Genomic DNA, 22,443 nt, shown 5'->3' with positions numbered 1-22,443 from the left:
CCTTAATCTGCGCTGAGGTCGCGAGGCAACAGGAAGACTTGCAAGTGGTGCGAACTGTTCTTGGACGAAGCCGCCCGGCGTGCCCGAGACATTCTCTGGACACGGCCCCGAAAGGCGTTTTCGGGCCTATCCGCTCCACGCGACCGAAGCCTGGGTCAAGTTTTCCAGCTTGAATACCCAGATCTTTCCTGGAAAATGACCTGAAGGCACAGTGCATTGCGCTGCTGCGAGATTACTTCTCGAAAAAGCTGCGCGTGGCGCGGACCGGAATCGCCGGTTCGGAAGCGGACGACATCTACGGCCCCGACAATGCCACACTACGCCGCGTCAAGCGGATCACCGACATCGTGGTGGACCACGGAATTAACTTCGATGGTTTCAACTGGGCCTACGACCTCTATCCGCAGGACGGTAAGCCGTCTTCGGGTTCGGTCGGCTACGAGGACGGGACCACCCTCGGCAATTGGCGTGGCGAGAAGGACAAGCTTTTCGAGCACAAACTCGACCCGGACGAATATGTCGTCGAAATCGAGGCGGCTTGTGAAGAGGGTGGCGGCATCCACCGTATCGCCATCCGCACCAACAAGGGCCGGTATCCGAGCGAGGGCGGTTTTTTCGGACGCGACCCGTCGGCACGTCAGATAAAAAAAGATCCAAGCGCCTCGCGTCATCGGTTTCCACGGCTTCAAGGCCACGCTGGTCCATGGGATGGGGCTTTGTTACCTGCGCTTGGGCGACGATACGCACTCGCCTGATTTTCTGGAAAAGATGGAGCCCATCCTTTTTCCCAATCGCGATTTCGGCGCGATCTGATCGCCTCGGACCAGCAGTTAGGACTCCTAGTGGACGGCCCCGCTTTGAACACCGGGAGAGACGCATGGCTGATGTAACATACTGGTTCGACAGGAAGGGCACCCGCCTGGACGAAGCCCAAGGCATTGTTGCCAATGGATGGCCGGATAAGGTGATCGAGGGGCTGGCGGGCAAAATTTCCCCCGGTCAATGACAGGATGCCAGGTATCCCGACGACGTTTCCAAGTCTGTCGAGCGCGATCGCGACCGCAAGCAAGAGCAGCCCGAAGAACACCTTGCTGCATTACGAAATACCCAAGGGCATGGCGCTTTTCATGCGAGGTGCGACCTCCGACCTTGTTCAGGCCGTGGGTACGGACAAGAATATGGGAATTGAGCGCTTGGCGGTCATCGACAACGATCATCTTGAGGTTCGCCACATTCGGCAGAGCCTTAGCCGCAATGGTGCGGTCTCCATTTTCAGAATCGCCGGCAAGGAGACTTACAGGAGCAAGGTTAAGGCCTATCCGCCAGAAGAGGCCCCGCAGCAGAAGTCATGGGCCCTGATGGCGAGTGTCGAGGCAAAGCTTTACGTCCACAGGCCCACTGCAACGGCGCGACAGTTTTCCGTTATCGAGATGGACGCCCTGAGCGGGCTCATTGAGAAGTGCCGGAATGTTCAGCCATGGTTGTGATGGGACAGGGACCTCAAGCGGGGCGTCCTGACGGCCGCGAGGGCGCCGCGATTTTTCGACCGTCTGCCCGGTCTCAACGTCAAAAAGGGGAGTAAACGCATGTCAGGAGCGGCGTTCGGGTTCGACAAGAAGATCGACGAATATGAGCGCGCATCGGAATCCGCGAACGGCATTCCAGCACGTGTGATCCAGATGATGACGGAAACTCAACGTGAGCGCGCGCGTCCCAGCATCCGGCAAATGTACGATGAGACGTTTGACCTGAAGCACATCGAGATGTGGTATGACTACGCACTTTTTATCCGCGGTACGACCGACGAGATCGTTAAGGCACGACAGAAGGATCATGAGAGCGGGATCAAATATTTCTCGGTTCTCGGTGACACTCGTCTCGATATCCGATTTATCCGTTAGAAAGCCGGTGTCTCAAAGACCGTCTCTGTTGTCGGGATTGCTGGCAAAGACACAGACTGGCCTCCTAACCAAGCGTATGACTTGAATGAGGCCCGGCGCCTCAAGGGCTGGGCGCAGATGGCGGTCTGGGAAAACAGTGAAGCCTACAGTGACAAGAAAAGCAAAGTCGTCAAATTCTCCTGCATCAGCCTTGCTGATACACAGTTGATAGATGTCGTCCGGAAGGGCGAGAGCATCGAGCCATGGTTCTGACGAACGTGAGCCGATTTGAGTCTTTGGCAACCGAGTTTTTGAATGTGAGCGATTTTCATGTTCGTTCTCTGAATTATTATCCTCAGGCCATTCTGGATATCGTCTCCTCCGAGTTTTTTGTTGTAGCTCCAGCGATCCTCATTAACGTTCTCATATCCGCAGGTCGGGCAACCGCGGCGCTAGCCAGAAAGACAACTACTCCTACGATTACATAGCTTTATCCGAATTATTCCGTATCCGAGGCGCATTTTGACGTGGGTGGGCTGAAGCTGCCCTTAAAAAGGGGAGGCGATGCCGAATCGGCGAAGCAACCCACTCTCACAGTATGCATCTGAATTTTGGCTACCTGAGGAACAATATTACCTGCCATCGGGCGCGGGCCGGGAATGTTGGGTCAGTTCATTCATGGTTGCTCCGGATTCGGGAATGGTCGTCGCCTGCTTTACGCCAAGTCGTACGCTCGATGCTTTCCGCAGCCCGCAGGAATTCGTTGTGCTCCCTCTGGCGGTTGTCGGCTTCCAAGGGGTTCGCGTTGCGATGAGATTGGTTGGACATTGCCTGTAGCGGCCGCCGCCGTCCGGAATTCCGGCGTCTCCCAAAGTGGATATCGCTCCCGACGTGCCGCTATGAACCGCCCTGCACGGGTGTGTTTTCCGCATTCAGCCTCCACCTCGCCCCCGCTTCCCAGAGGCTGAGGCTTCCACCTCCCCTCTTTGGATTAAATCAGACCGTCAGCGACCTCGGCTTCGTCAGGAACGGGTTATGCCCGCGTCAGTTCGTGGTCTTGCAGGTTGTCTTTGCGGGTCGGCTCACGCAGCCCGGCTACGATATTGGAGGGGATTCACATGGTGAATCCCCTCCAACAACTGTGCAGCGCGCCATCGGGACTAGGCTCTAAGCGCTGCTACTACCCGACAGGGCTATCTCTGATGCTGGCCTGGATGAGGTCCCTTAACCTTCAGCGTATCGGGACTGCGCCGTCAGCCTGCGGCCCCGCCTTTCCTCCAGGCGGCGTGATATTCGTCGGCCATCCCGCGTAGCGCTCGACCGATCTGGGCGTATTCATATTCGTTGAGATTGGCGAGCGAGGCCCGACCCGACGGATGCTGCGTGCCAAAGCCACGCCCCGGCAGCAGCACGATTCTGGTCTTGTCCGCGATGCGAAACAAAAGCTCGTTGGGCGAGAATTTCTGCGTGATCCATTTCGCAAATTCCTCACCGTAAAGCTGCTTCGAGACCTTTTCCAGATCGACCAGCGTGTAGTAATCGACCGAGTTTACGTCATCCGGCATGTCGATGCCCAACTCGGCATAAAGCGCGGCTTGCCTACGGCGGATCACGTTCTTCAGGGCGGTCTTGTAGCTGTCATTCTCATCCATCAGCGCGAATAGCGAGAACAGGACCATCTGCACCTGCTGCGGGGTCGATAGACCCGCAGTATGGTTCAGCGCCACGGTCCGGCTATCGGCAACAAGGCGGTCGATGAAACGCAGTCCGGGAACGTCGGTCGTGATCGAGGCATAGCGGCGCTCGAGCATGTCCTTGTCCGCCTTGGGCAGCTCCGCCAGCGCCGCGTCCAGCACATTGTGCTGATGCATCGCCACCGCGCCAAGCCGCCAGCCGGTCGCGCCGAAGTATTTCGAGAAGGAGTAGACCAGAATGGTATTTTTTGGACAGACGGCGAACAGCGACTGGAAGCCGTCGGCGAAGGTTCCGTAGACGTCGTCAGTCAGGATCATCAGATCGGGGCGGTCGTTCTTCACGATCTCGGCGATCCGCTTCAGGCTGCGATCGTCCAGCTTGACCGAAGGCGGGTTCGAGGGGTTGATGCAGAAGAAAATCTTGATCGCCGGGTCCTTCAGCTTGTCCAGCTCGGCGTCGGGATATTGCCATCCCGCATCCGGATCGGCGTTGATCGCGACCTCCTCCAGCCCATAGACGTCCAGTTCCGGGATTTCGATATAGGGGGTAAAGACCGGCATCCCGATCGCGACCTTGTCGCCTTTCGTGACAAGCTGGTTCTTTTTCAGCGTGTCGAAGATATAGGTCATGGCCGCCGTGCCGCCCTCGACCGCGAAGACATCCACATCCTGTGCCGAGATCCGGCCCCCAACCATCTCGCGCATCAGATACTGACGGGTAATCTGTTCGCTGATGCGCAACATGCGTGGCGGAACGGGGTAGTTGCAGCCAAGGATGCCCTCGACCATCTCATGCAGGAAATCTGAGGCGGAAAGCCCCAATTGATCGCGCACGTAGCTGAGCGCGCGGCCAAGGAACTCGACTCCTTTCTGGTCCTGATTTTCGGTGATGAAGCGCTCGAAACGGCCTTCGATCCCCTCGATCTGGGGCAAGCCGCCGATGCCCTGCTGCATGTAGGAATAGGACAGCTCGGATTCTGCCGCGGCGAAAAGACCCAACCGGAAAAAGGCCCGACGGGGCAGCGTCGCCATGAAATTCGGGTTACCCCGGCCCGCATTCAGCATCGACTGGTCGGATTTGCTCGACGCCAGCTTGATCAGCTCATCCTTGAGTTCAAAGGGGCTAAGCTGCGCGAATTGGCTGTAATCGGTCATTTCACATCTCCGTTTCAGAAATCAGACGAATGCCACGACAAGCGGGCCAAGAAGGGTCAGAAATACGTTGGCAAGAGCGTAGGTGATGGCGAAAGGCGTGGTCGGAACAGTGTTCCCGGCCTTTTCCAGAATTTCGCCGAAGGCGGGGTTGGCGCTGCGCGAACCCGACAATGCGCCGGCAAAGATGGCGACATTGTCATAATGCAGGATGTAGCGCCCGACGAGCATGGTCAGGATCATGGGCAGGATCGTGACCACCACGCCAATCAGGAAGATCGACAGGCCATGCTCGGCGATGGTGTGAACCGCCTGCTGGCCGGATTGCAGTCCGACCACCGCGACAAACCCGGCCAGACCCAGATCGCGCAACAGCGTCGAGGCGGCCAGCGGCAGGTTGCCGACGGTCATGTGGCGGCTGCGATACCAACCGAAGGCGAGGCCCGAAAGCAGCGCGCCGCCTCCGGCCCCAAGGGTCAGCGGGATCGATCCGATGCGGACGACCAGCAGGCCGATCAACAGGCCCACGACCAGCCCGAAGCTGTGAAAGACCCAATCCGTCTTGTCGCTGGGAACGATCGACGGTCCGACCCGGCCTGCGAGCCGCTGGAGATCCTCTTGCACGCCATGCACGGTGATGATGTCGCCGGCCTCGATCACCGTATCGTCCTGCAGCACCAGCCTGCTGCCCCCGCGCGAGGCGCTCAGAACATAGATACCGTGCCGCAGATCATCGTTCCTGACCAGAATGTCAGCGACGCTATGGCCGACGAAGTCCTTGCCTGAAATCTGCACCTCACGCGTGGTCACGACCAGCTCCATCCCGTCGCTATCGGGGATTTCTGGTCCGATGCCGTCCTCCAGCGCGATGACGCTGTTGCGGCGACCGACGACAAGCACCGCATCGCCCTTCTGCAAGGTCAGGCCCGATTGGGTGCCGATGATATTGCCGTTGCGCCGGACGCGCTCAATGGTGAAGGCGCGCTCCGGCGCCGATTTTTCGACGGCTTCGATGGTTTTTCCCGCCGCGCCTTCGACGCGAAAGACACGGCCCACCAGCTCGGGCAGGGCCGGAGCCTCGCCGCTGCCATAGATGCGCGCCCCTTTCAGCAATTCGGCCTCGGCCTTGACGGCATCATCGCGGATCGAGCGCTTCATGAACCACGGCAGGATGTTCACGCAGACGATGATCGCCCCGAACGAGCCGAAGATGTAGGTCACGGCATAGCCGATCGCGACATTCGCCTGCAGGCGCTGGACCTCATCCGCGGCAAGGCCCAGTTTCTCGATTGCGGAACCGGCGGTGCCGATGATCGCGGATTGCGTCAGCCCGCCCGCGGCAATGCCCGCCGCCAGACCTTTGTCCAGCGCAAAGATCTTGGCAAGGATCACCACGGTCGCCAGACCGCTGATCGCCAGCACCGCTGCCATCACGATTTCGCGGATCGACTGTCGTCCTAGTGAGCGAAAGAACTGCGGCCCGCTTTCAAAGCCGACCGCATAGATGAACAGCGCAAACAGCACCGACTTGATGCCATTGTCGATGGTGACGCCGAACTGGCTGATCAGCACCGCGACAAGCAACGATCCCGCCACGCCACCCAGCTGGAATTTTCCGAACTGGAACTTGCCTATCCAATATCCAAGGGCAAGCGACAGGAATAACGCGATTTCGGGCGAGTGGTTGAACACACCGGACAGGAATGTCATGCGAGCTTCCTTTTACTCAATCTGACCATGCCATGCTGACCCGTTCGAAATCGACGCGGGAAGACATGGTTTCGCTTCAGCTTCAGAAATTCAGCAATGCAGTTGGCCACACGAATCCCGTGACCAATTCCGACATTTTGTCTGGCTATCTGGCGCTGTCCAGCGCCAAATAGCCAGATGGTGGAGAATAATTATTCTCCGAAAAAAACATTCTATCAAAGCATTGGCGAAATATGCCTGCCAAAATGGAATACGTCTGCGCGCCATTGGCGCAGGAGTGCCAATCACGAACAGGGGTAGGAGTTGCGGCTACAGGATAGAGAACCCTTGCCGCGGAACGGCCACACAAAGCGGCGGAACAGCCGGTGTTCCGCCGTCTGGGATTACGTCAAAGCAGGAAATAGCTCTCGTTCAGATTGACCTGAGCATCGATGACGATTGCAAAATCAGCGACCCTATCGCCGTTTGCATCGCCATAGACGAAGGTGTCGCCGTTCTGTTGTTGATAGCGCAACTGGCCAGCCGTGCCCGAAAACGCAGCCGTCCCCAGCCACGAGAACGCCTGGTTATCAGAGACAGAAGTGTTCGCGTCGATCGCCCTCAGGTCAATGCGATCGCCCGCGCCGCCCTGGAAATCGACGATCACGTCGCGCCCGGCGGTCGCAACGGTCGAGTCAGACAACGCTGCAAATACGAAGGTATCAGCACCCACACCCCCGGTGAGCATATCCGCGCCTGCGCCGCCGTTCAGCTGGTCGTTGCCCGTCCCGCCAATCAGGCGGTCATTGCCTGCTGCGCCCAGCAGAACATCCGCGCCCGCACCTCCATTCAGGACGTCATTGCCTGCACCGCCGTTCAGGCGGTTTGCGGCCCCGTTTCCGGTCAGCGTGTTGGCCAGCGTGTTGCCGTTTCCATTGATCGCGCCGGTGCCAAGCAGTTGCAGCGCCTCGACATTGGCAGACAGGGTATAACTGACGGTCGAGCGCACGGTGTCGGTCCCACCTGCCGCGGCCTCGACCACGCGATCGCTGGCCGAGTCGACCAGATAGGTGTCGTTGCCGGTGCCGCCGGTCATGACGTCGGCACCTGTGCCGCCATTCAGCGTATCGCTTCCGGCCCCGCCATTCAAAGTGTCATTGCCAGCTTCGCCGCTCAGAAGGTTCGCGGCCCCGTTTCCGGTCAGCGTATTGGCCAGCGCATTGCCCTTTCCGTTGATCGCGCCCGTGCCAAGCAGTTGCAGCGCCTCGACATTGGCAGACAAAGTGTAGCTGACGGTCGAGCGCACGGTGTCGGTGCCCCCTGCCGCGGCCTCGATCACGCGGTCGCTGGCTGAATCGACCCAATAGAGGTCGTTTCCGGCACCGCCGGTCATGGCGTCCGCGCCGGTGCCGCCATTCAATGTGTCAATTCCGGCTGCTCCGCTCAGGTTGTCATTGCCTGTTCCGCCAATGATGCTGTCGTTACCTGCGCCGCCGCCCAGCGTGTCATTGCCTGCGCCCCCGTTGATCGTGTCGTTGAAGCGCGTTCCGGAATAGGTGTCCGCCCCGGCCGAGCCGATAACGTTATGCGCTTCGGCCCAGATGAAGCTCTCCAGTCGGGTGGGGTCGGCGCGCCCGCCATCATGCCCGTCGCCACCCATCAACCCGTTTGTGACCTGATGGAAGTTCCCGCGCACCCCCGGCGCATTTGAGATGTTCAGTCCGGAAATCTGGATGGAGGTCGAGACATTGGTAATGTGCCCCGCCGCATCGCGGGTAAACGTGCCGGTCGCCGAATTGTAGCTGTTGCCCAAGGTCGTCAGCCTGATCGAGGTCATCGTGCCGCTGAGCGTATGGCTGGCGAAGGCATAGCTGAGATTGCTGCCATCCATGATGAGGGCCTGCGTGTCGCGCGGGTTTGCGGCCTGTGCGCCCAAAAGCAGCAGCTGGTCGCCGTTGTACTGGTTGTTATCGCCCAGAAAAAGCGGGAAGCCCGCCTGGTCGAAGCGGTTGAAATAGGCGTCGAAATCGGCGTTGAAATTCACCCCGGTCGAGGCAAGCAAGCGGATCGTCAATGCCATTTCCAGTGTCTCCTTGAGTTCAGGTGGGTTGATCAGAAGCGGACGCTAAGCGTGGCATGGGCGTTGAAGCCGGGGCTGGGGTTGGCGTTCAGGTATTGCGTGTAGTCGCGGTCAAGCACGTTGTTCAGCGCCACATTCGCGCTGAAATCGTCATTGATCTGGTATTGGGCAAACAGGTCGAGCGTTTCATAGCTGTCGCCGACATAGCCTTCGGCGCGGGCATTCTTCTGCTCGCCGACGAAAGTCGCGCGCGCGCCCATTTGCAGGCGTGCGTCGAGCGCCTTGATGCCGGCGGTCGCGGCGATCTGATACGGCGGCACCTTGGGTTGAACCCCGTCTTCCTGTGGGTAAAGCAGCACGTCGTTCAGGTCGTCGCCGCCCCGACGCTGGCCATCCAGAAGCTGGCCGTTCAGCCCGCCGAAAAAGCGCGAGGAGTCATAGGACAGCTCAAGCTCGGCCCCGCGGATGCGGACCTTGCCGATGTTCAGATATTGGATCGCGCCGAACAGCCCGTGCTGGACCAGGTTCTGGTCGATGTAATCGTCGACGTCGTTCTGAAAGACCGCGAAACGGGCGCTGATTTCGTCATCGTCGCGCAGCAGGCCCTGAAGCTGCGCGTCCAGCCCCGCCTCGATCGTGTGGGCGATTTCGGGGCGCAGATCGGGGTTGGGCAGGAACTCACCGCTGACCGATCCGGGGTGAAAGCCCTCGATCATGCTTTCGGTCAGGGCAGGGGGGCGCATCGCCTCGGCATAGCTCAGGTAGAAGCTGATCCGTTCATCGGGGATGTACCGGACCAGAAATTTTGGCGAAAGCCGGTCGCCCTCGACCCTGTGGCGGTCGTTTTCCAGCTCATAGCCGTCAAAACGCAGCGCCCCTTCAAGCTCAAACCATGGGTTCAGAGCCACGCGATCCTGAATATAGGCCCCCCAGACGACCCGCGTGCCCGGAGGGGTCAGCTCGTCGCTGGTTCCCACGCGGTCGACCGTGCTGACCCGGTCGCGAAAGACATCGCCTCCGAAAGTCACCTCGTGTTCGACGCCGCCGGTCGAAACATGCGCCGTGTTATGGGCGTCGAGGCCGCTGGTCTCGATCCTGAATGATCGCTCGAACGGGCCGTTCTGAACGGACTGGTCCGCCTCGGTCCGGGTCAGGTAGGTCTTGACGCTAATGTCCCAGAAGTCCGAGTCGACCGAAGTCCAGCGATAGCCCGCGATGGCTGTATCCACCGTTACATCGGTGTCGCGCAGGATTGACGTGCCGGTCAGGAAGGATGTGTCATAGCGACTGGCGGTAAAGCTCAGTTCATGCCCCTCGGCCGGGCGGAAGCGGGTCTTGAACAGGCCGGAATTCATGGTCTGGCCCGAGGCGACCCTGTCGCCGCCGCCCGAGGTATAGTCGCGCCGGTCAAGATAGGTCCCGCCCAGCAGGAAATCGACGCGCTCCTCGGGCCGCACGGCGCCGACAAGGTTCACCGTCGGGCCGGGGCCGTTGGAATCCAGCGAAAAGCGCAGCCTGCCGCCGCGGTCGGACCCGTCCGCGATGATGTCATCGGCATCGATGGTCGTCAGGCTGACGACGCCGCCAATCGCCCCACCGCCATTGACCGTGGCACCGGGGCCGCGCGTGACCTCGACCGATTTGAGCATCTCGGTGTCGGTGTAGAATGAGCCGTTGGCACCGTGCCCGGTGCGCTGGAAATTCTGCCGCGCGCCGTCGACCAGAACATTGACCCGGCCGAAATCCTGCATGCCCCGGATATTGACCGAAACGCCGGGATCGCCGCCCGAGACCTGCGTCGTGACGCCCGGAATCTCGTCCAGAACCTGCGACAGATCGAGGCCGGAATATTCCAGCTGGATCTGATCGGCGCCGAGGACGGTGCTGGTGCCATCGCCGTCACCATCGTCCTCGCTGCTGAGGACAACCGTATCCAGCCGCACTGCCTCTTGGGCAAGCGTGGCAGCTGGCGCTGCGGCAATCAGCGTGACGGTCGTGGTCAGGGTCGCAAGCCTGCGGACGGCTGCCATGGTCTGTTCCTTTTGGCTCATATGACAGGGAGGGCCACAGCCCTCCCCGCCGGTTCGCTTGATCAGAGCAAGAAGTCGCTCTGCGTGAAGGTCAGCTTGTCGTCAAAATGGATGGTGAAGTCGGTGCGGCCGTCACCATTCACGTCGGCATGGACAAGGCTCTGCCCGTTCACGTTCACAAAGCGCAGCTCTCCGGCCTCGCCCGAGAAAGCAGCGTTCCCGATGAACGAGAAGGCCTGATCGCCCGCCGTCTCGGTGTTCGCGTCGATCTGGGAAAGATCGATCCGGTCCGCGCCTTTGGTGAAGTCCCAAATCGAGTCGCGCCCGGCCAGCGATGTCGTCGAGTCGCGCAGCGAGGTGAAGACAAAGACGTCGCTGCCCTCGCCACCCCTGAGGATATCGGCACCCGCGCCGCCGATCAGCCGGTCATTGCCGACACCGCCGAACAACTTGTCATCGCCCGCGCCGCCATTCAGGACATCGTTCCCCGCGTAGCCCATCAGGACGTTCGCGCCGGAATTTCCGGTCAGGGCGTTCGCCACCGCATTGCCGGTGGCATTGACTGCGGCCGTGCCGGTCAGGATCAGGTTCTCGACATTCGCGCCAAGGGTATGGCTGATGGTCGAGCGGACGGTATCCACACCCTGGCCGGAAAGCTCGATAACCCGGTCGCTTGCATGATCGACGTAATAGGTGTCGTTGCCGACACCGCCGCTCATCTGGTCAATGCCCGTGCCACCGTTCAGCGAGTCGTTACCAGCCCCGCCGATCAGCGTGTCGTTGCCAGCCGCGCCATTCAGCGCGTTCGCGCCTGCCGTGCCGGTGATCCGGTTCGCGCCGGCATTGCCGGTGCCGTTCAGTGCGCCGCCTTGCAGCTCAAGGTTCTCGATATTCGCGGAAAGCACATGGCTGACGGTGGCGCGAACGGTGTCGGTGCCCGCATTCGCGGCCTCGGTGATCCGATCGCCCAGATTATCCACGAAATACAGGTCGTTGCCGATGCCGCCCTGCATCGCGTCAGCCCCAAGCCCGCCGTTCAGCGTGTCGTTGCCAGCGCCACCGATCAGGGTGTCATTGCCCGCCGCACCGTTCAGCGCATTCGCACCGGAATTTCCGGTGATCCGGTTGGCCAAAGCGTTGCCAGTGCCGGATAGAGCCGCCGAGCCTTGCAGTTCAAGGTTCTCGACATTTGCGCCAAGGACTTGCGACAGCGTGGACGATCTAACGGTGTCGATGCCCGCGCCCGCAAGCTCGGTCACGCGATCTCCGGCATTGTCGATGATATAGACGTCATTGCCCGCACCGCCCTGCATCACGTCGGCCCCAAGGCCGCCATTCAGCGTGTCGTTGCCAGCCCCGCCGATCAGCGTGTCGTTACCACTCGCGCCATTCAGCGCGTTCGCGCCAGCATTCCCGGTGATCCGGTTGGCCAGAGCGTTGCCGGTGCCACCAATCGCCGCCGTGCCTTGCAGTTCAAGATTTTCGACATTGGCCGCCAGCGTGTGGGTGACGGTCGCGCGCACCGTGTCGGTGCCCTGACCGGCAAGTTCGACCACCAGATCGCCCGCATTGTCGACGATATAGATGTCGTTGCCGATTCCGCCGCGCAGGGTGTCTGCACCCGCGCCGCCGTTCAGCGTATCACCCTCGGGCGTACCATTCAGAAGGTCGGCTGCGGCGGTTCCGGTGATCAACCGGCCCAGCACATCGGTAACGCCAACAGTGAAGTTCTGCGTCACAACGCCACCGCGCCCGTCCGAGACCTGAACCGCAATCTGGTGCGAGGTCGCGGTTTCATAGTCCAGCGCGCCATTCACCACCAGGCGGGTCTGCCCGTTCTGCGTGACCAGGGCAAAGCGCCCACCGGCATTGTTGGTCAGGCTGTAGGTCAGCGCATCGCCATCGGCATCTGTCGCCGACAGAATGCCGACGACGGTGCCATTGGCCGAATTCTCGGCGATCCCGGTTGCGGACAGGGTGACGGTCGCGGGTGCGGTGTTCGCGACCGGGTCCTCGACCGCGATGGTGATCTGCTTGTCGAATTCATTGCCCGCGCCATCGGTGACGCGAATGGTCAGGACATAGTTGTCATGCGAGAGCGGTGCCGTTCCGGTGACGCGGATTTCGTTGCCGACGATCCGGAAACGACCATCCGCATCATCGACCAGAGCGAAGCTGTGGGTATCGGTTGTCTCACGATCGGTGGCAGTCAGACTGCCCACGACCGTGCCGGCAACCGCGCTACCGATGACTTCGGCATTGGACAGCGCCACATCGGTCGGCGTGTAATTCGCGCGGTGATTGACGAAATCATAGGTGAGGTTGTCGAAGCGGAGCAGCTCGATATTGGTCAGCGTGTCGATGCCGGTGCCACCCGCACGGCTGTCGGTGATGACCAAGGGCGCACCGCCCATGCCGCCGCTAAAGGAATAGCTGCCGGAAGGGCCGCCGAACACGCCGTCAAAGACCGCGACATCCGTGCCTTCGCCGCCATTCAGCAGGTCGTTTCCGCCCGCGCCCTCGATCGTGTCGTTGAAGCGGCTGCCGGTATAGACGTCATTCCCGGCCGAGCCGATGAAATGCTGGCGGTATTCGTCAAGCGCATCGGCATAGGCATCCAGCCGCGCCTGCGAACCGGCCGAGCCGTACATATGGGCGATGACGAAATTGTGGACCGCGCCATTCGCTTCGATCTGGGCTTCTTCGGTCGGGGTTGTCGGGCGCGCGTTTGCAAATTCCAGCCCGCTGATGCGCAGCTCTGCGTCGCCACCGATGAACGCGCCGCTCGCGTCATAGCTGCCGGTGCCGCGCGTGCCATATTCGATCGTGTCGATTTCGCCCGTCACGGTATGGGTGCCGAAATAATATTCCAGCGCCCCACGCGTCAGGATGTAGGACGACGAGGGATCGCTGCCATAGGCCAGCATCGCCTCGGTTCCGCTGAAGTTCGTGCCGTTGTCAAAGACCGGCATCCCGCCGCCCGATATGCCCTGCAGGAACCCGCCGCGAATGAACGCCTCAAGGTCCATGCCTGCGCTTGCGCCCGATGCGTCGATGGTGATGACCGGCGGCTCGGTCACGGTGACGGTCAATGCCTGCTGGTAGCTATTGCCCGCGCTGTCGGTGACCAAAACCTCGATGTCATAGCTGCCATCGGTCAGGGGTGCGGCGACACGCACTTCGCCGTTCTCGATCACGAAACGGTCCTCGGCGCTGTTCACCAATTCATATGTATAGGTGTCGGTGGTCTCGCGATCCGTGACCGAAATCGCGCCGACCGTCGCGCCGACCGCGGCGGTCTCGGCAATGCTGGCATTGCTGAGCGCCAGTCCGGTGGGGGTAAAGTTGGCGCGATGGTTCACCAGATCATAGGTCAGGTTGTCGAATTTCAGGATCTCGACATTCGTCAGCGTATCCGTGCCGGTTCCCCCGCTCGGGTCGGTGATGACCAATGGCGCACCGCCCGTGCCTCCGGTGAAGGTATAGCCGCCCGGACCGCCGAAATTGCCCTCGAGCACCAGCGTATCGGTCCCGGCGCCGCCGTCGATGGTGTCATCGCCTGCACCCGACTGGATCAGGTCATTGCCCGCGCCGCCATTGATGATGTCCGCACCCTCGCCGCCGTCCAGCGTATCGTCACCAGCCCCGCCGTCGATCGTGTCGTTCTGGGCGCTGCCGGTGAAACTGTCGGCATGGGCCGAGCCGATGAAGTTCTGGGCATAATCTGAAAGTAGGTCATAAACGGCACCCGCGTTGCCCGAGGACGCCGCGCTATGCATGTCCATGACCGGGTTGGAAACCGTGTCCGAAGATGCCCCGGTACCGGGCGCGACGTCGACACCCAATCCTGTGATGACCAGTTGCGTATCAAGACCGGCGATGCTGCCTGCAGCACCCGTGCCTTGGGTCGCCGAGGTCTGCCCCTCGACCCAGTTGCCGAAGGTCAGCCCGTCAAGCTGGCCTGACAATGCATGCGGATAGCTGGTGCCATAGCGGATCCAGTCATAGGCGAGACTGCTGCCCTCAAGGACGAAAAGTCCCTGCGACCCAGGGAAGCTATAGGCAACCTGCGAGCCGCTGACCGCCTGAGGCGCTCCGAAAAACGGCGTGAACTCACCGCCGTAAAACTTGAATGAGCCCGCGCCCGAGACATAATCGCCAATAAACGTCGCCCAGTTGATACCCGCAGTTGCGGTCGAGGCGTCAATCGTAATGCCGCTACCGGGTGCTGCGGCTGCCGCCGCTGCGATCGGAGCGAGGTTCGGTTCGGTGCTCACGTCGAGAATCTCCCTATGCCCCTCGGGGCCGGATTTGGATCTGTGATGTTCAGGAATTCGAATGGTGCAGCGCGCAAGCGGCCATGCCGTGGCAACGGAGGAGGGCATCGTTGTGCCCCACCCGGCTGTCGGTCATGTCTTGAAGCGATCCATGCTTCATCGGCCCCTCTCACACGAAGCGGATGGCCTTGCGGCCGTCATTTTGCTCTGGGTGAGCTGACCGTGATCACAGCCGATTGGCTGTGATCAGGGGCCGAAGCCTGCCTATGACGTAGGGAATGCCAATGTTAACAAATTCAGTCAAGTATGACTCGTGCCGACTTCGGGCTTTGGCGGGTGAATTACGTCATTTGCACGCGTCGATGCGTGGTAAAGTGACTGCCGCCTCGATTTCGTCGCTCCCGCCTGCCTTTTGGCTGCTCAAAGACCAGTCGTCCCTGAGTGGCATCGCCGGAACCGTGGCCCTCATACGCCCTTCAGCAAAAACTGCACGCCGGGCCATGGCCCGCAGGATGGCGGCGTGACCGGGCATGGTCGAGTCAGCCGATCACGAACCTTTCCAGATATTCGTCGGAATAATCTGTCTCAAGCTCGACCCAAACCGGCAGATGATCCGACATCTCATAGGTCACCCATTGCGCGTATGATCTTTGAAAATCCGCGTGAGGGGCTTCGCCATGCGCCCGACGATGCGCCGCGACAATCGGAGCGTAATGCGCGATGTTCTCTAGGTCGGTCTTTCTGATCACGTTCGCAGGATCGGGCGGGGCGCCAGGATCGGGCATCTTGGCCGGGCCATAGACAGCATTGCGCCAGTCGAAAGCTCCGGATCGCAGCAGGCGGGTCTTGCGGGTGCTTGCCCCATGCTCGGTATAGGCAATCTGGTCAAACGGTTTGTCACCCCCCAGGTTTGACGGCGGCACCGGGGCAAGCTTCATCTTGCTGTTCTTGAGGGCCGCCATGATCGGATGGTTCGCGTCCTCGATATTCATGTCGCCGAGGAAGATGAAAACCTGATCCTCGACCTTGGCGCGCTTTGCCAGCGCATCGGTAATTGCAGCGACCTCGGCCGCGCGAAGCGCATGATCATCGCCATAAATGATATGCGAGGAACAAAGCGTAAAGCGGAACCATCCTGCCTGAAAGGCCGCGAAAAATGGCGTTCTGGCAATCTGGTTGCCGCCCGGCAGCACCGACTTGGGGATCACGATCTCGCCGATGATATTGCGGAAGATCACCTTGTCGGTGTTGTAAAAGAACGCCATGCGCTCATCGTTTCCACCCTCGTGGTCGCTGACATCGGTCAGGAAATATTCCCAGTTCGGCCCAAGCAAGGTCTTCAGCCGTCGGATCGGCTCCAGATTTGGTCGCAGTTCCTGCAAGGCGCATATGTCGAAGGCGGCAATGATTTCCGCGATGTAATGGATGCTTTCGGGAAGCCGCGGTAGCCCCCCGTCAAATGCGCGAAGGTTCCAGGTGCCGACGATGAGTGAATCAGAGCGGCGCCCCCTGACAATCCGAAGATTCAGGTCGTGGCGCAGGGCCAGAAGCCTCTGGGCGATCCACTTGTGCTTGTCGGGATAGTTCGAGTCTGGGAGCTGCCTGTAGTCGTTCAGGTCCTGATAGAATGGCATGGCAATCCTACTCGCTGAAATGAAGCAGACGGGAAGATCCGGGCGCGACTCTTGGGCTATTGTAGCAGGATGTTGGGGATGGCGGCTGTCGATACAGCATGAGCTTCGATTGGGGCTCAGTCGACACGCGGCATTCATGAACTTGTGTGACGCAATGTTGCCGACCCGTTCAGGAGGGTCGGCAACATCATCTGTATTCGTTACGCTTTGTCGCCAATCCGCCGCAAGATGCCAACTGCGCAGACCAGCGAGCACGCCAGCGCGCTGGCGAACAGGCCGTGATAGCCGAAATGCCCGGCGATCTGGCCACCGATAAAGCCCAGCACCATGCCCACCCCCGCATCCATGCATTGAAACAGGGTGAAATCCACGCCGGCCTGACGCGGATCGGACCATTGCATGAAACGGGCGTAAAGCGCGACAAAGCCAAAGGCGAGCCAGGCGTTCGAACCGATCTGCGTCAGAACGGCCAATGGTCCCAAAGGCAGGGCCATTCCTGCCGCCACGGCAAGGCAATAGGCCAGCACCATTGCCTGCCCGGCCAGCGCGATCATCAGCACCGGCAGCGTCCCCAGACGGGCGACCGCGACGCCACCCAGAACAGCGCCGAGCAAGCCGACGACCAGGCTGCCTGCGGCGCTGTAAAGCCCGACCTCGGTCAGGGTGAAGCCCTTATCCACCAGAAACGGTCCGAAAAAGCCCAGCGAGGATTTCATGGCAGCGACGTAAAGCGCCGTGATCAGCAACCCACGCCGCAATTCGGGACGGGACAGCGCCGCGCGCAGGCTTGCGCCACCCGCAGCCGGTTCGCTTCGCGGCGCGGGTTGACGCAAAAGCAGGAACGGCAGGGTGCCGATCAGGCACAGCCCCGCCAGAACGGCAAGGCCCGCCTGCCATCCCAGTCGATCAATCGCGACCAGAACCAGCCCCCCGCCCAGTGCAGCGCCGATATAGGCCCCGCCGACCTGCATCATGTTGGCCCAGGAATAGGCCGATGGCGGGAAGGCCTCGACCGCATGGCCGTCGCAGGCAATATCGACGGTTGCCGTCACGGTGGCGATGACAAAAAGCGTCGCGATCAGAGGAGCAAGCGCCGAGGCAGTTTGCCCCGACAAGGCCAACAGAGCGGCAAGGACCAGCCCGCCGCCACAGGCGATCATCGTCTTTGTTCGCGGGACGCGCCCCGGAGGACGCCGCCACCGCTCGACCCACGGGCTCCACAGGAATTTCAGCGTCCAAGGCAGAACCAGAAGCGACAGGAAACCCAGTTTCTCAAGGGCCATACCCTGCTCGCGCATGACGGCGGGCAGGGCGGACCAGATGAATCCGCTCAGCACGCTCTGGGTGACATAAAGCCCACCCAGAGTTCCCAGTGCCGCCGGCAGCGCAAGACGGCGCGCAGTCATCTGCATCTTAGAAGCGACGCGACAGGCTCAGGTCGATCATCCGCGGTTCGTCGCGATAGCACCAACCGGCGGTGCAGGTCTGCCCCTCGCGGTCGAACAGATTGCGGACATTCAGTTGCAATTGCGTCCCCTCATAGCCGAGGCCGGCAAAGTCATAGGTCGCGCCAAGGTCGAAATAGGTCCGGCTGGCATTCTCGATCGTGTTCAGATCGTCGCCATAGCTTTTGCCGATATAGCGCATCCCGGCCATCAGACCGACATTCTCCAGCGCGCCAGCCTCGGGCTCGTATTTCACGAAAAGCGACAGCGTGTCATTCGGAACGCCCGAAAGTTCGTTGCCTTTGGTGCCGGGGCTGCCTTCGTTGATCTCGACCTTCATATGGGCGTAGGAGGCGATCAGGCTGACGCCATTTTCAAGATTGCTCATCGCCTCAAGTTCGAAACCGCGCGAGGTCAGGTCGTATTGCAGGCCGCGATTGCGCCCGTCATCGCCCACGACCAGCACCATGCCATTGTCCTGATGGATGTCGAACAGCGCGGCCGAAATCACGGTGCGCTGATCGGGCAGGGCGTATTTGATGCCGATCTCTTTCTGCAGTGCTTCGGTCGGGTCGGCGGGGCTGCCGGTCGGGTCGGAACTGTCGGCATAGACCTGCGCAACATTCGGCGCGAAGGAACTGGCAATATTGGCATAGGGCGTCACGCCGTTCTGCATCTCGTAGGAGACGCCCAGACGGGCGGTAAAGGCCTCGTCCTTCTGCTCGCCGGAATTGACGGTCGAGGTGCCATAGACGGCGTCGGCATAATCGGTATCGACCCAGTCATAGCGGGCCGAAACCGAAACCATCAGGGCATCGCGTTCGATCTGATCGGCGAAATAGATGCCGGTCTGGACCTGCTCGCGCGAGGCATAGAAGGGCACGTCCAGCGCTTCGTTGGCGGCCTGACCAAGGGCCGTTCCGCCGTAATCCGCACTATATTCGCCGCGCGTGTAATCGGCCCCGAAGGCCAGCGTATGCTGGAAGTCGCCAGTCGCCAGCTTGTGTTCCAGCATCAGGTCGAGAACGTGGGATTTCGCGGTCTCGTGGTAGCGTTCCCAATAGCCGGGAACCAGATCGGGATAGGTCCCGTAGCGCGTGCCATAGCGCATGTCGGCCCGCACCTTGGTCCAGCGGTAGCTTTGGCGCAACTGGGTGTCTTCCGAGATGTCCCAGGTGTATTCGTAGCCGATCCGGAATTGCTCCAGATCGAAACGGTTGTAGTTCGGATCGCCCGCCGGGGCGTCGGTCACATCAAGATCCGAGCCAAAATGGTAATAGGCCACGGCGCCGGTGCGATCCTTGGCATATTCGGCGCTGAGCAGCAGCCTTTGGTCGTCGGACAAACGGAAGCTGATCGAGGGCGCAAGCAGGATGCGGTCATCGGCATAGCCATCGATATGGGTGTCGGCATCGCGGGCCAGTGCGACAAAGCGATAAAGCGTGTCGCCTTCGGCATCCAGCGGGCCGGTGAAATCGACGGCCGCCTCGACGCGGGCATAGCTACCATAGCTCAGGCGGGTTTCGTGATAGGGCGTGTCCTTGGGGCGCTTGCTGACCAGATTGACGATGCCGCCGGGGGTGCTGACGCCAAACATCGACGAGGCCGGACCTTTCAGCACCGCGATCCCCTCAAGCGTGTAGGGGTCGTTGCGATACCAGGCCGAAAGACCGTTGAAGCTGCGCAGCCCGTCGCGGAAGACGCCCGTCTGATAGGCCGGGAAACCGCGCAGCCAGAACGAGTCGTAGCGCGTGTCATAGCCGTAATTTCCCGGCGTTGCCGATGCCGTGTAATTCAGCGCCTCAAGCATGGTGCGCGGGGCCTGATCCTGCAGCTGATCCTGCGTAATGACGCTGACCGCTTGTGGCAAACGCTGGATTGGGGTCTCGACACGCATCGCCTGACGACCGGAGATGGCGATATAGCCGTCCTGCTGAAGCGTCTCGTCGCTTTCCGCCTCAAGAACCACCGTGTCAAGCTGAACGGGCTCTTGCGCGTGCAGCATGCCCGAAAAGCTGACGCTGCCAAGCAGCAAGATAAGGAAATGTCTGGAGTTCATGGAAATGCCTGTAGTTTGAAACGCCCGTTCTTAAATGGGCGTTGGTGTGATTTGCGGGGACCCTTAGTGAAAAACTAAGGAATGTGAATATTAGACGACAAATAAAGTCAGGGATGTGGCGCAAGCGCGACGGCCGACAGGAATCCCACTTGGGAGGTCGTCGGGTAGCAACTATCGCGCGTCATTGCTGGCGGGGACGGCTGTTCCGATCGGCCCGATCTCTCGTAAGAAAGAGGCCGCGTTCATTTTCAAGCCTATCGCGATTGATGCGTCGACGCTCGAACGGAACGCCGCTAGCCGTGCCGCAGCGCGACCACCAGATCATGGAAGCGGTCGCCCTGAACGATGACATGATCATGCAGCGCCTTAGCCGCGCCCTCGGCATCGCCCGCGCGGATCATTGCCACCACGGCATCATGTTCGGCCAGCGACCGGGCCATTCGATTTCTGACCTGTAACTGCATCCGGCGGTAGGGTTGCAGCATGGCGTGCAGACGCGACGCCTCTTTTTCAAGAAAGGCGTTATGCGCGGCGCGGTAGATGCTGTGATGGAATTCGGAATTCTTGGCGTAATAGCCCTCGACGTCGCCTGCCTCGGCGCGTTGGCGGCAGGCGTCATGCGCGCGTTCCAGCGCCTGCATCTCGGATTCCAGAATGCGGCGGGCGGCAAGACGACCGCAGGAGGCCTCGATCTCGGCCATGACCTCGAAGCGTTCGGCCAGTTCCTCGGCGCTCCATTCGGTGACGAAGGTTCCGCGCTTGGGAAAGACGCGCACCAGACCTGATGCCTCCAGATGGTGCAGCGCTTCGCGGATCGGGGTCCGTGAGCAGTCGAATTCGCGCTCCAGCGCCTCGGGGTCAAGGCGGGCGCCGGGCGGATAAAGACCTTGCACAATGGCGTTTTCCAGCGCGTTGCGGATGCGCAGCGTGTTCGGAATATTCGCCATCTCTCACCTTTTACCTGTTCGTCATCCCATCATAGCCCGCCCGGCCGGTTTCATCCATCCGAGTTTCTGTTATATACATTAAGAAACGTCAAACGTATAACAAATGCGGGAGGGGATTCGCGTCGAACGTGAATCCGTGGAGATTGCAAGGAGGGAGGAGCCGCGCATGAGTCCGCATTTTCTATCAATTTACGCTTTGGCCGCGATGTTTGTCATAGCCACGATCTGGCCGATCAACATGGGCGTGCTGGCATTTGTCGGCGCGTTTCTGGTCGGCACGCTGCTGGCCGGGCAAAGCACCAATGACATCATCGGCGGCTTTCCGGGCGGGCTGTTTCTGACGCTGGTCGGGATCACCTGGCTGTTCGCCATCGCCCAAAACAACGGCACCATCGACTGGCTGGTCCGCATGGCGGTCCGCGCGGTCAAGGGCCGGATCGCGGCGATTCCGTGGATCATGTTCGGCATCTCGGCCATGCTGACCGCCGTGGGCGCCGTCAGTCCCGGCGCGGTCGCCATTGTCGCGCCGATCGCGCTGGGATTTGCCTTCCGCTACCAGATCTCGCCCTTGCTGATGGGCCTGATGGTGGTGCATGGCGCGCAGGCGGGGGGCTTTTCTCCGATCAGCATCTATGGCGGCATCACCAATCGCGTCGTCGAAAAGGCCGGGCTGCCGCTAAGCCCGATGACCACTTTTGCGGCCAGCTTCACCGTCAACGCGGCGGTGGCCTTGATCCTGTTCATGGTGCTGGGCGGACGCGCGCTGATGCGCATTCGTCAGGACATTGAGCCGGTGAAGGTTCCCCATGTCCTGATCGCCAAGCCCGCGACCGGTCCGCAGATCTTTGGCGACAGCGAGGCCGAGGCCCTGTCCCGCCGCATCGGCGAAGAGGCTGGCGGCTCATCAAACAAGCTGGTTGCCGAGGTCGAAGAGGGTAATCATCCCGACGGCAACCTGTATCAGATCGTCACTTTGCTGGGCCTTGCGGCCTTGGCGGTGCTGGTTCTGGCCTTCAAGCTGGATATCGGCTTTGTCGCGCTGACCATCGGTCTGGTGCTGGCGCTTTGGGCGCCGACCATGCAGAAACGCGCCATGGCGCAGGTGGCCTGGCCCGAGATCATGCTGATCACCGGCGTCTCGACCTATGTCGCGGTGCTGCAAAGCATGGGCACCATTGATTTCGTCGGCGACAGCGTTGCGGGCATGGCCTCGCCCTTGCTGGCGGCACTGATGCTGTTCTTCATCGGCGCGGTGGTGTCTGCTTTCGCCTCATCCACAGCGGTTCTTGGTTCGTTGATCCCGCTGGCGGTGCCGTTCCTGCAAGGCGACACGGGCGTCGGAGCCATCGGCTTCATCGCCGGCATGGCGGTCGCCTCGACCATCGTCGATGTCAGCCCGTTTTCGACCAATGGCGCGCTGGTTCTGGCCAATGCGCAGGGCATCGACAAGCAGGTCTTCTTCCGCAAGCTGCTGAACTATGGCGCGCTGGTCACCCTGATCGCTCCGGTCGTTTTGTGGCTGCTCTTCGTCGTGTTGCCGGGATGACCCCGGCAAC

Annotated in this window: 15 protein-coding genes; 6 read left to right on the top strand and 9 right to left on the bottom strand. The window is 60.9% G+C overall.

All coding sequences use genetic code 11. The features are described 5' to 3' along the window. Positions 1-254: 254 nt before the first annotated feature. The 5 genes from GL300_RS18740 to GL300_RS18725 all read left to right on the top strand — a co-directional run bounded on the left by GL300_RS18740 (position 255) and on the right by GL300_RS18725 (position 2,153). Complete coding sequence (locus GL300_RS18740; protein ID WP_155041197.1) at positions 255-755, top strand: jacalin family lectin; 501 nt, start codon at positions 255-257, stop codon at positions 753-755. 122 nt (positions 756-877) lie between these two features. Then, positions 878-1,006 carry a hypothetical protein gene (locus GL300_RS27150; protein ID WP_281353167.1) on the top strand — a complete coding sequence of 43 codons (129 nt, stop codon included), beginning with the start codon at positions 878-880 and terminating at the stop codon, positions 1,004-1,006. A gap of 4 nt (positions 1,007-1,010) precedes the next feature. Then, positions 1,011-1,487, top strand: coding sequence for a hypothetical protein (locus GL300_RS18735; protein WP_155041196.1), 477 nt, complete (start codon positions 1,011-1,013; stop codon positions 1,485-1,487). A gap of 99 nt (positions 1,488-1,586) precedes the next feature. Then, entirely contained in the window at positions 1,587-1,901 is a 315-nt protein-coding gene (locus tag GL300_RS18730) for a hypothetical protein (protein ID WP_155041195.1), read from the top strand. An 81-nt stretch (positions 1,902-1,982) separates the two neighbouring features. Further along, complete coding sequence (locus tag GL300_RS18725; protein WP_155041194.1) at positions 1,983-2,153, top strand: hypothetical protein; 171 nt, start codon at positions 1,983-1,985, stop codon at positions 2,151-2,153. 980 nt (positions 2,154-3,133) lie between these two features. Here the strand turns inward: GL300_RS18725 and GL300_RS18720 are convergent. The 9 genes from GL300_RS18720 to GL300_RS18680 all read right to left on the bottom strand — a co-directional run bounded on the left by GL300_RS18720 (position 3,134) and on the right by GL300_RS18680 (position 20,887). Then, positions 3,134-4,729, bottom strand: coding sequence for a bifunctional aspartate transaminase/aspartate 4-decarboxylase (locus GL300_RS18720; RefSeq protein WP_155041193.1), 1,596 nt, complete (start codon positions 4,727-4,729; stop codon positions 3,134-3,136). A gap of 21 nt (positions 4,730-4,750) precedes the next feature. After that, the gene (aspT, locus tag GL300_RS18715) at positions 4,751-6,436 is read right to left on the bottom strand and encodes an aspartate-alanine antiporter (RefSeq protein WP_155041192.1); all 1,686 of its coding nucleotides are present in this window, start codon (positions 6,434-6,436) and stop codon (positions 4,751-4,753) included. 388 nt (positions 6,437-6,824) lie between these two features. After that, complete coding sequence (locus GL300_RS18710) at positions 6,825-8,495, bottom strand: calcium-binding protein (protein ID WP_155041191.1); 1,671 nt, start codon at positions 8,493-8,495, stop codon at positions 6,825-6,827. Between the two features lie 32 nt (positions 8,496-8,527). Further along, the gene (locus tag GL300_RS18705) at positions 8,528-10,525 is read right to left on the bottom strand and encodes a TonB-dependent receptor domain-containing protein (protein WP_170297721.1); all 1,998 of its coding nucleotides are present in this window, start codon (positions 10,523-10,525) and stop codon (positions 8,528-8,530) included. Between the two features lie 62 nt (positions 10,526-10,587). Continuing rightward, on the bottom strand, positions 10,588-14,802 hold the full coding sequence (locus GL300_RS18700; protein ID WP_170297720.1) for a cadherin domain-containing protein: 4,215 nt from the start codon (positions 14,800-14,802) through the stop codon (positions 10,588-10,590). 539 nt (positions 14,803-15,341) lie between these two features. Further along, a complete protein-coding gene (locus tag GL300_RS18695) occupies positions 15,342-16,691 on the bottom strand; it encodes an endonuclease/exonuclease/phosphatase family protein (RefSeq protein ID WP_155041188.1) in 1,350 nt (449 codons plus the stop codon). Further along, a complete protein-coding gene (locus GL300_RS18690; RefSeq protein WP_170297719.1) occupies positions 16,637-17,842 on the bottom strand; it encodes an MFS transporter in 1,206 nt (401 codons plus the stop codon). Before GL300_RS18690 ends, GL300_RS18695 begins: the two co-directional genes overlap by 55 nt. Before the next feature lie 7 nt (positions 17,843-17,849). Next, a complete protein-coding gene (locus tag GL300_RS18685; RefSeq protein WP_155041186.1) occupies positions 17,850-19,940 on the bottom strand; it encodes a TonB-dependent siderophore receptor in 2,091 nt (696 codons plus the stop codon). Between the two features lie 293 nt (positions 19,941-20,233). Next, positions 20,234-20,887, bottom strand: coding sequence for a GntR family transcriptional regulator (locus GL300_RS18680; protein WP_155041185.1), 654 nt, complete (start codon positions 20,885-20,887; stop codon positions 20,234-20,236). A gap of 166 nt (positions 20,888-21,053) precedes the next feature. Between GL300_RS18680 and GL300_RS18675 the strand changes: the two genes are divergently transcribed. Next, complete coding sequence (locus GL300_RS18675; RefSeq protein WP_155041184.1) at positions 21,054-22,433, top strand: SLC13 family permease; 1,380 nt, start codon at positions 21,054-21,056, stop codon at positions 22,431-22,433. The last annotated feature ends 10 nt before the right edge of the window (positions 22,434-22,443 follow it).

This window comes from Paracoccus litorisediminis (assembly GCF_009711205.1).
Taxonomy (GTDB): Bacteria; Pseudomonadota; Alphaproteobacteria; order Rhodobacterales; family Rhodobacteraceae; genus Paracoccus; species Paracoccus litorisediminis.
Note: the sequence above shows the minus strand (reverse complement) of the source record. Positions and strands in the feature narration are given on the sequence as shown.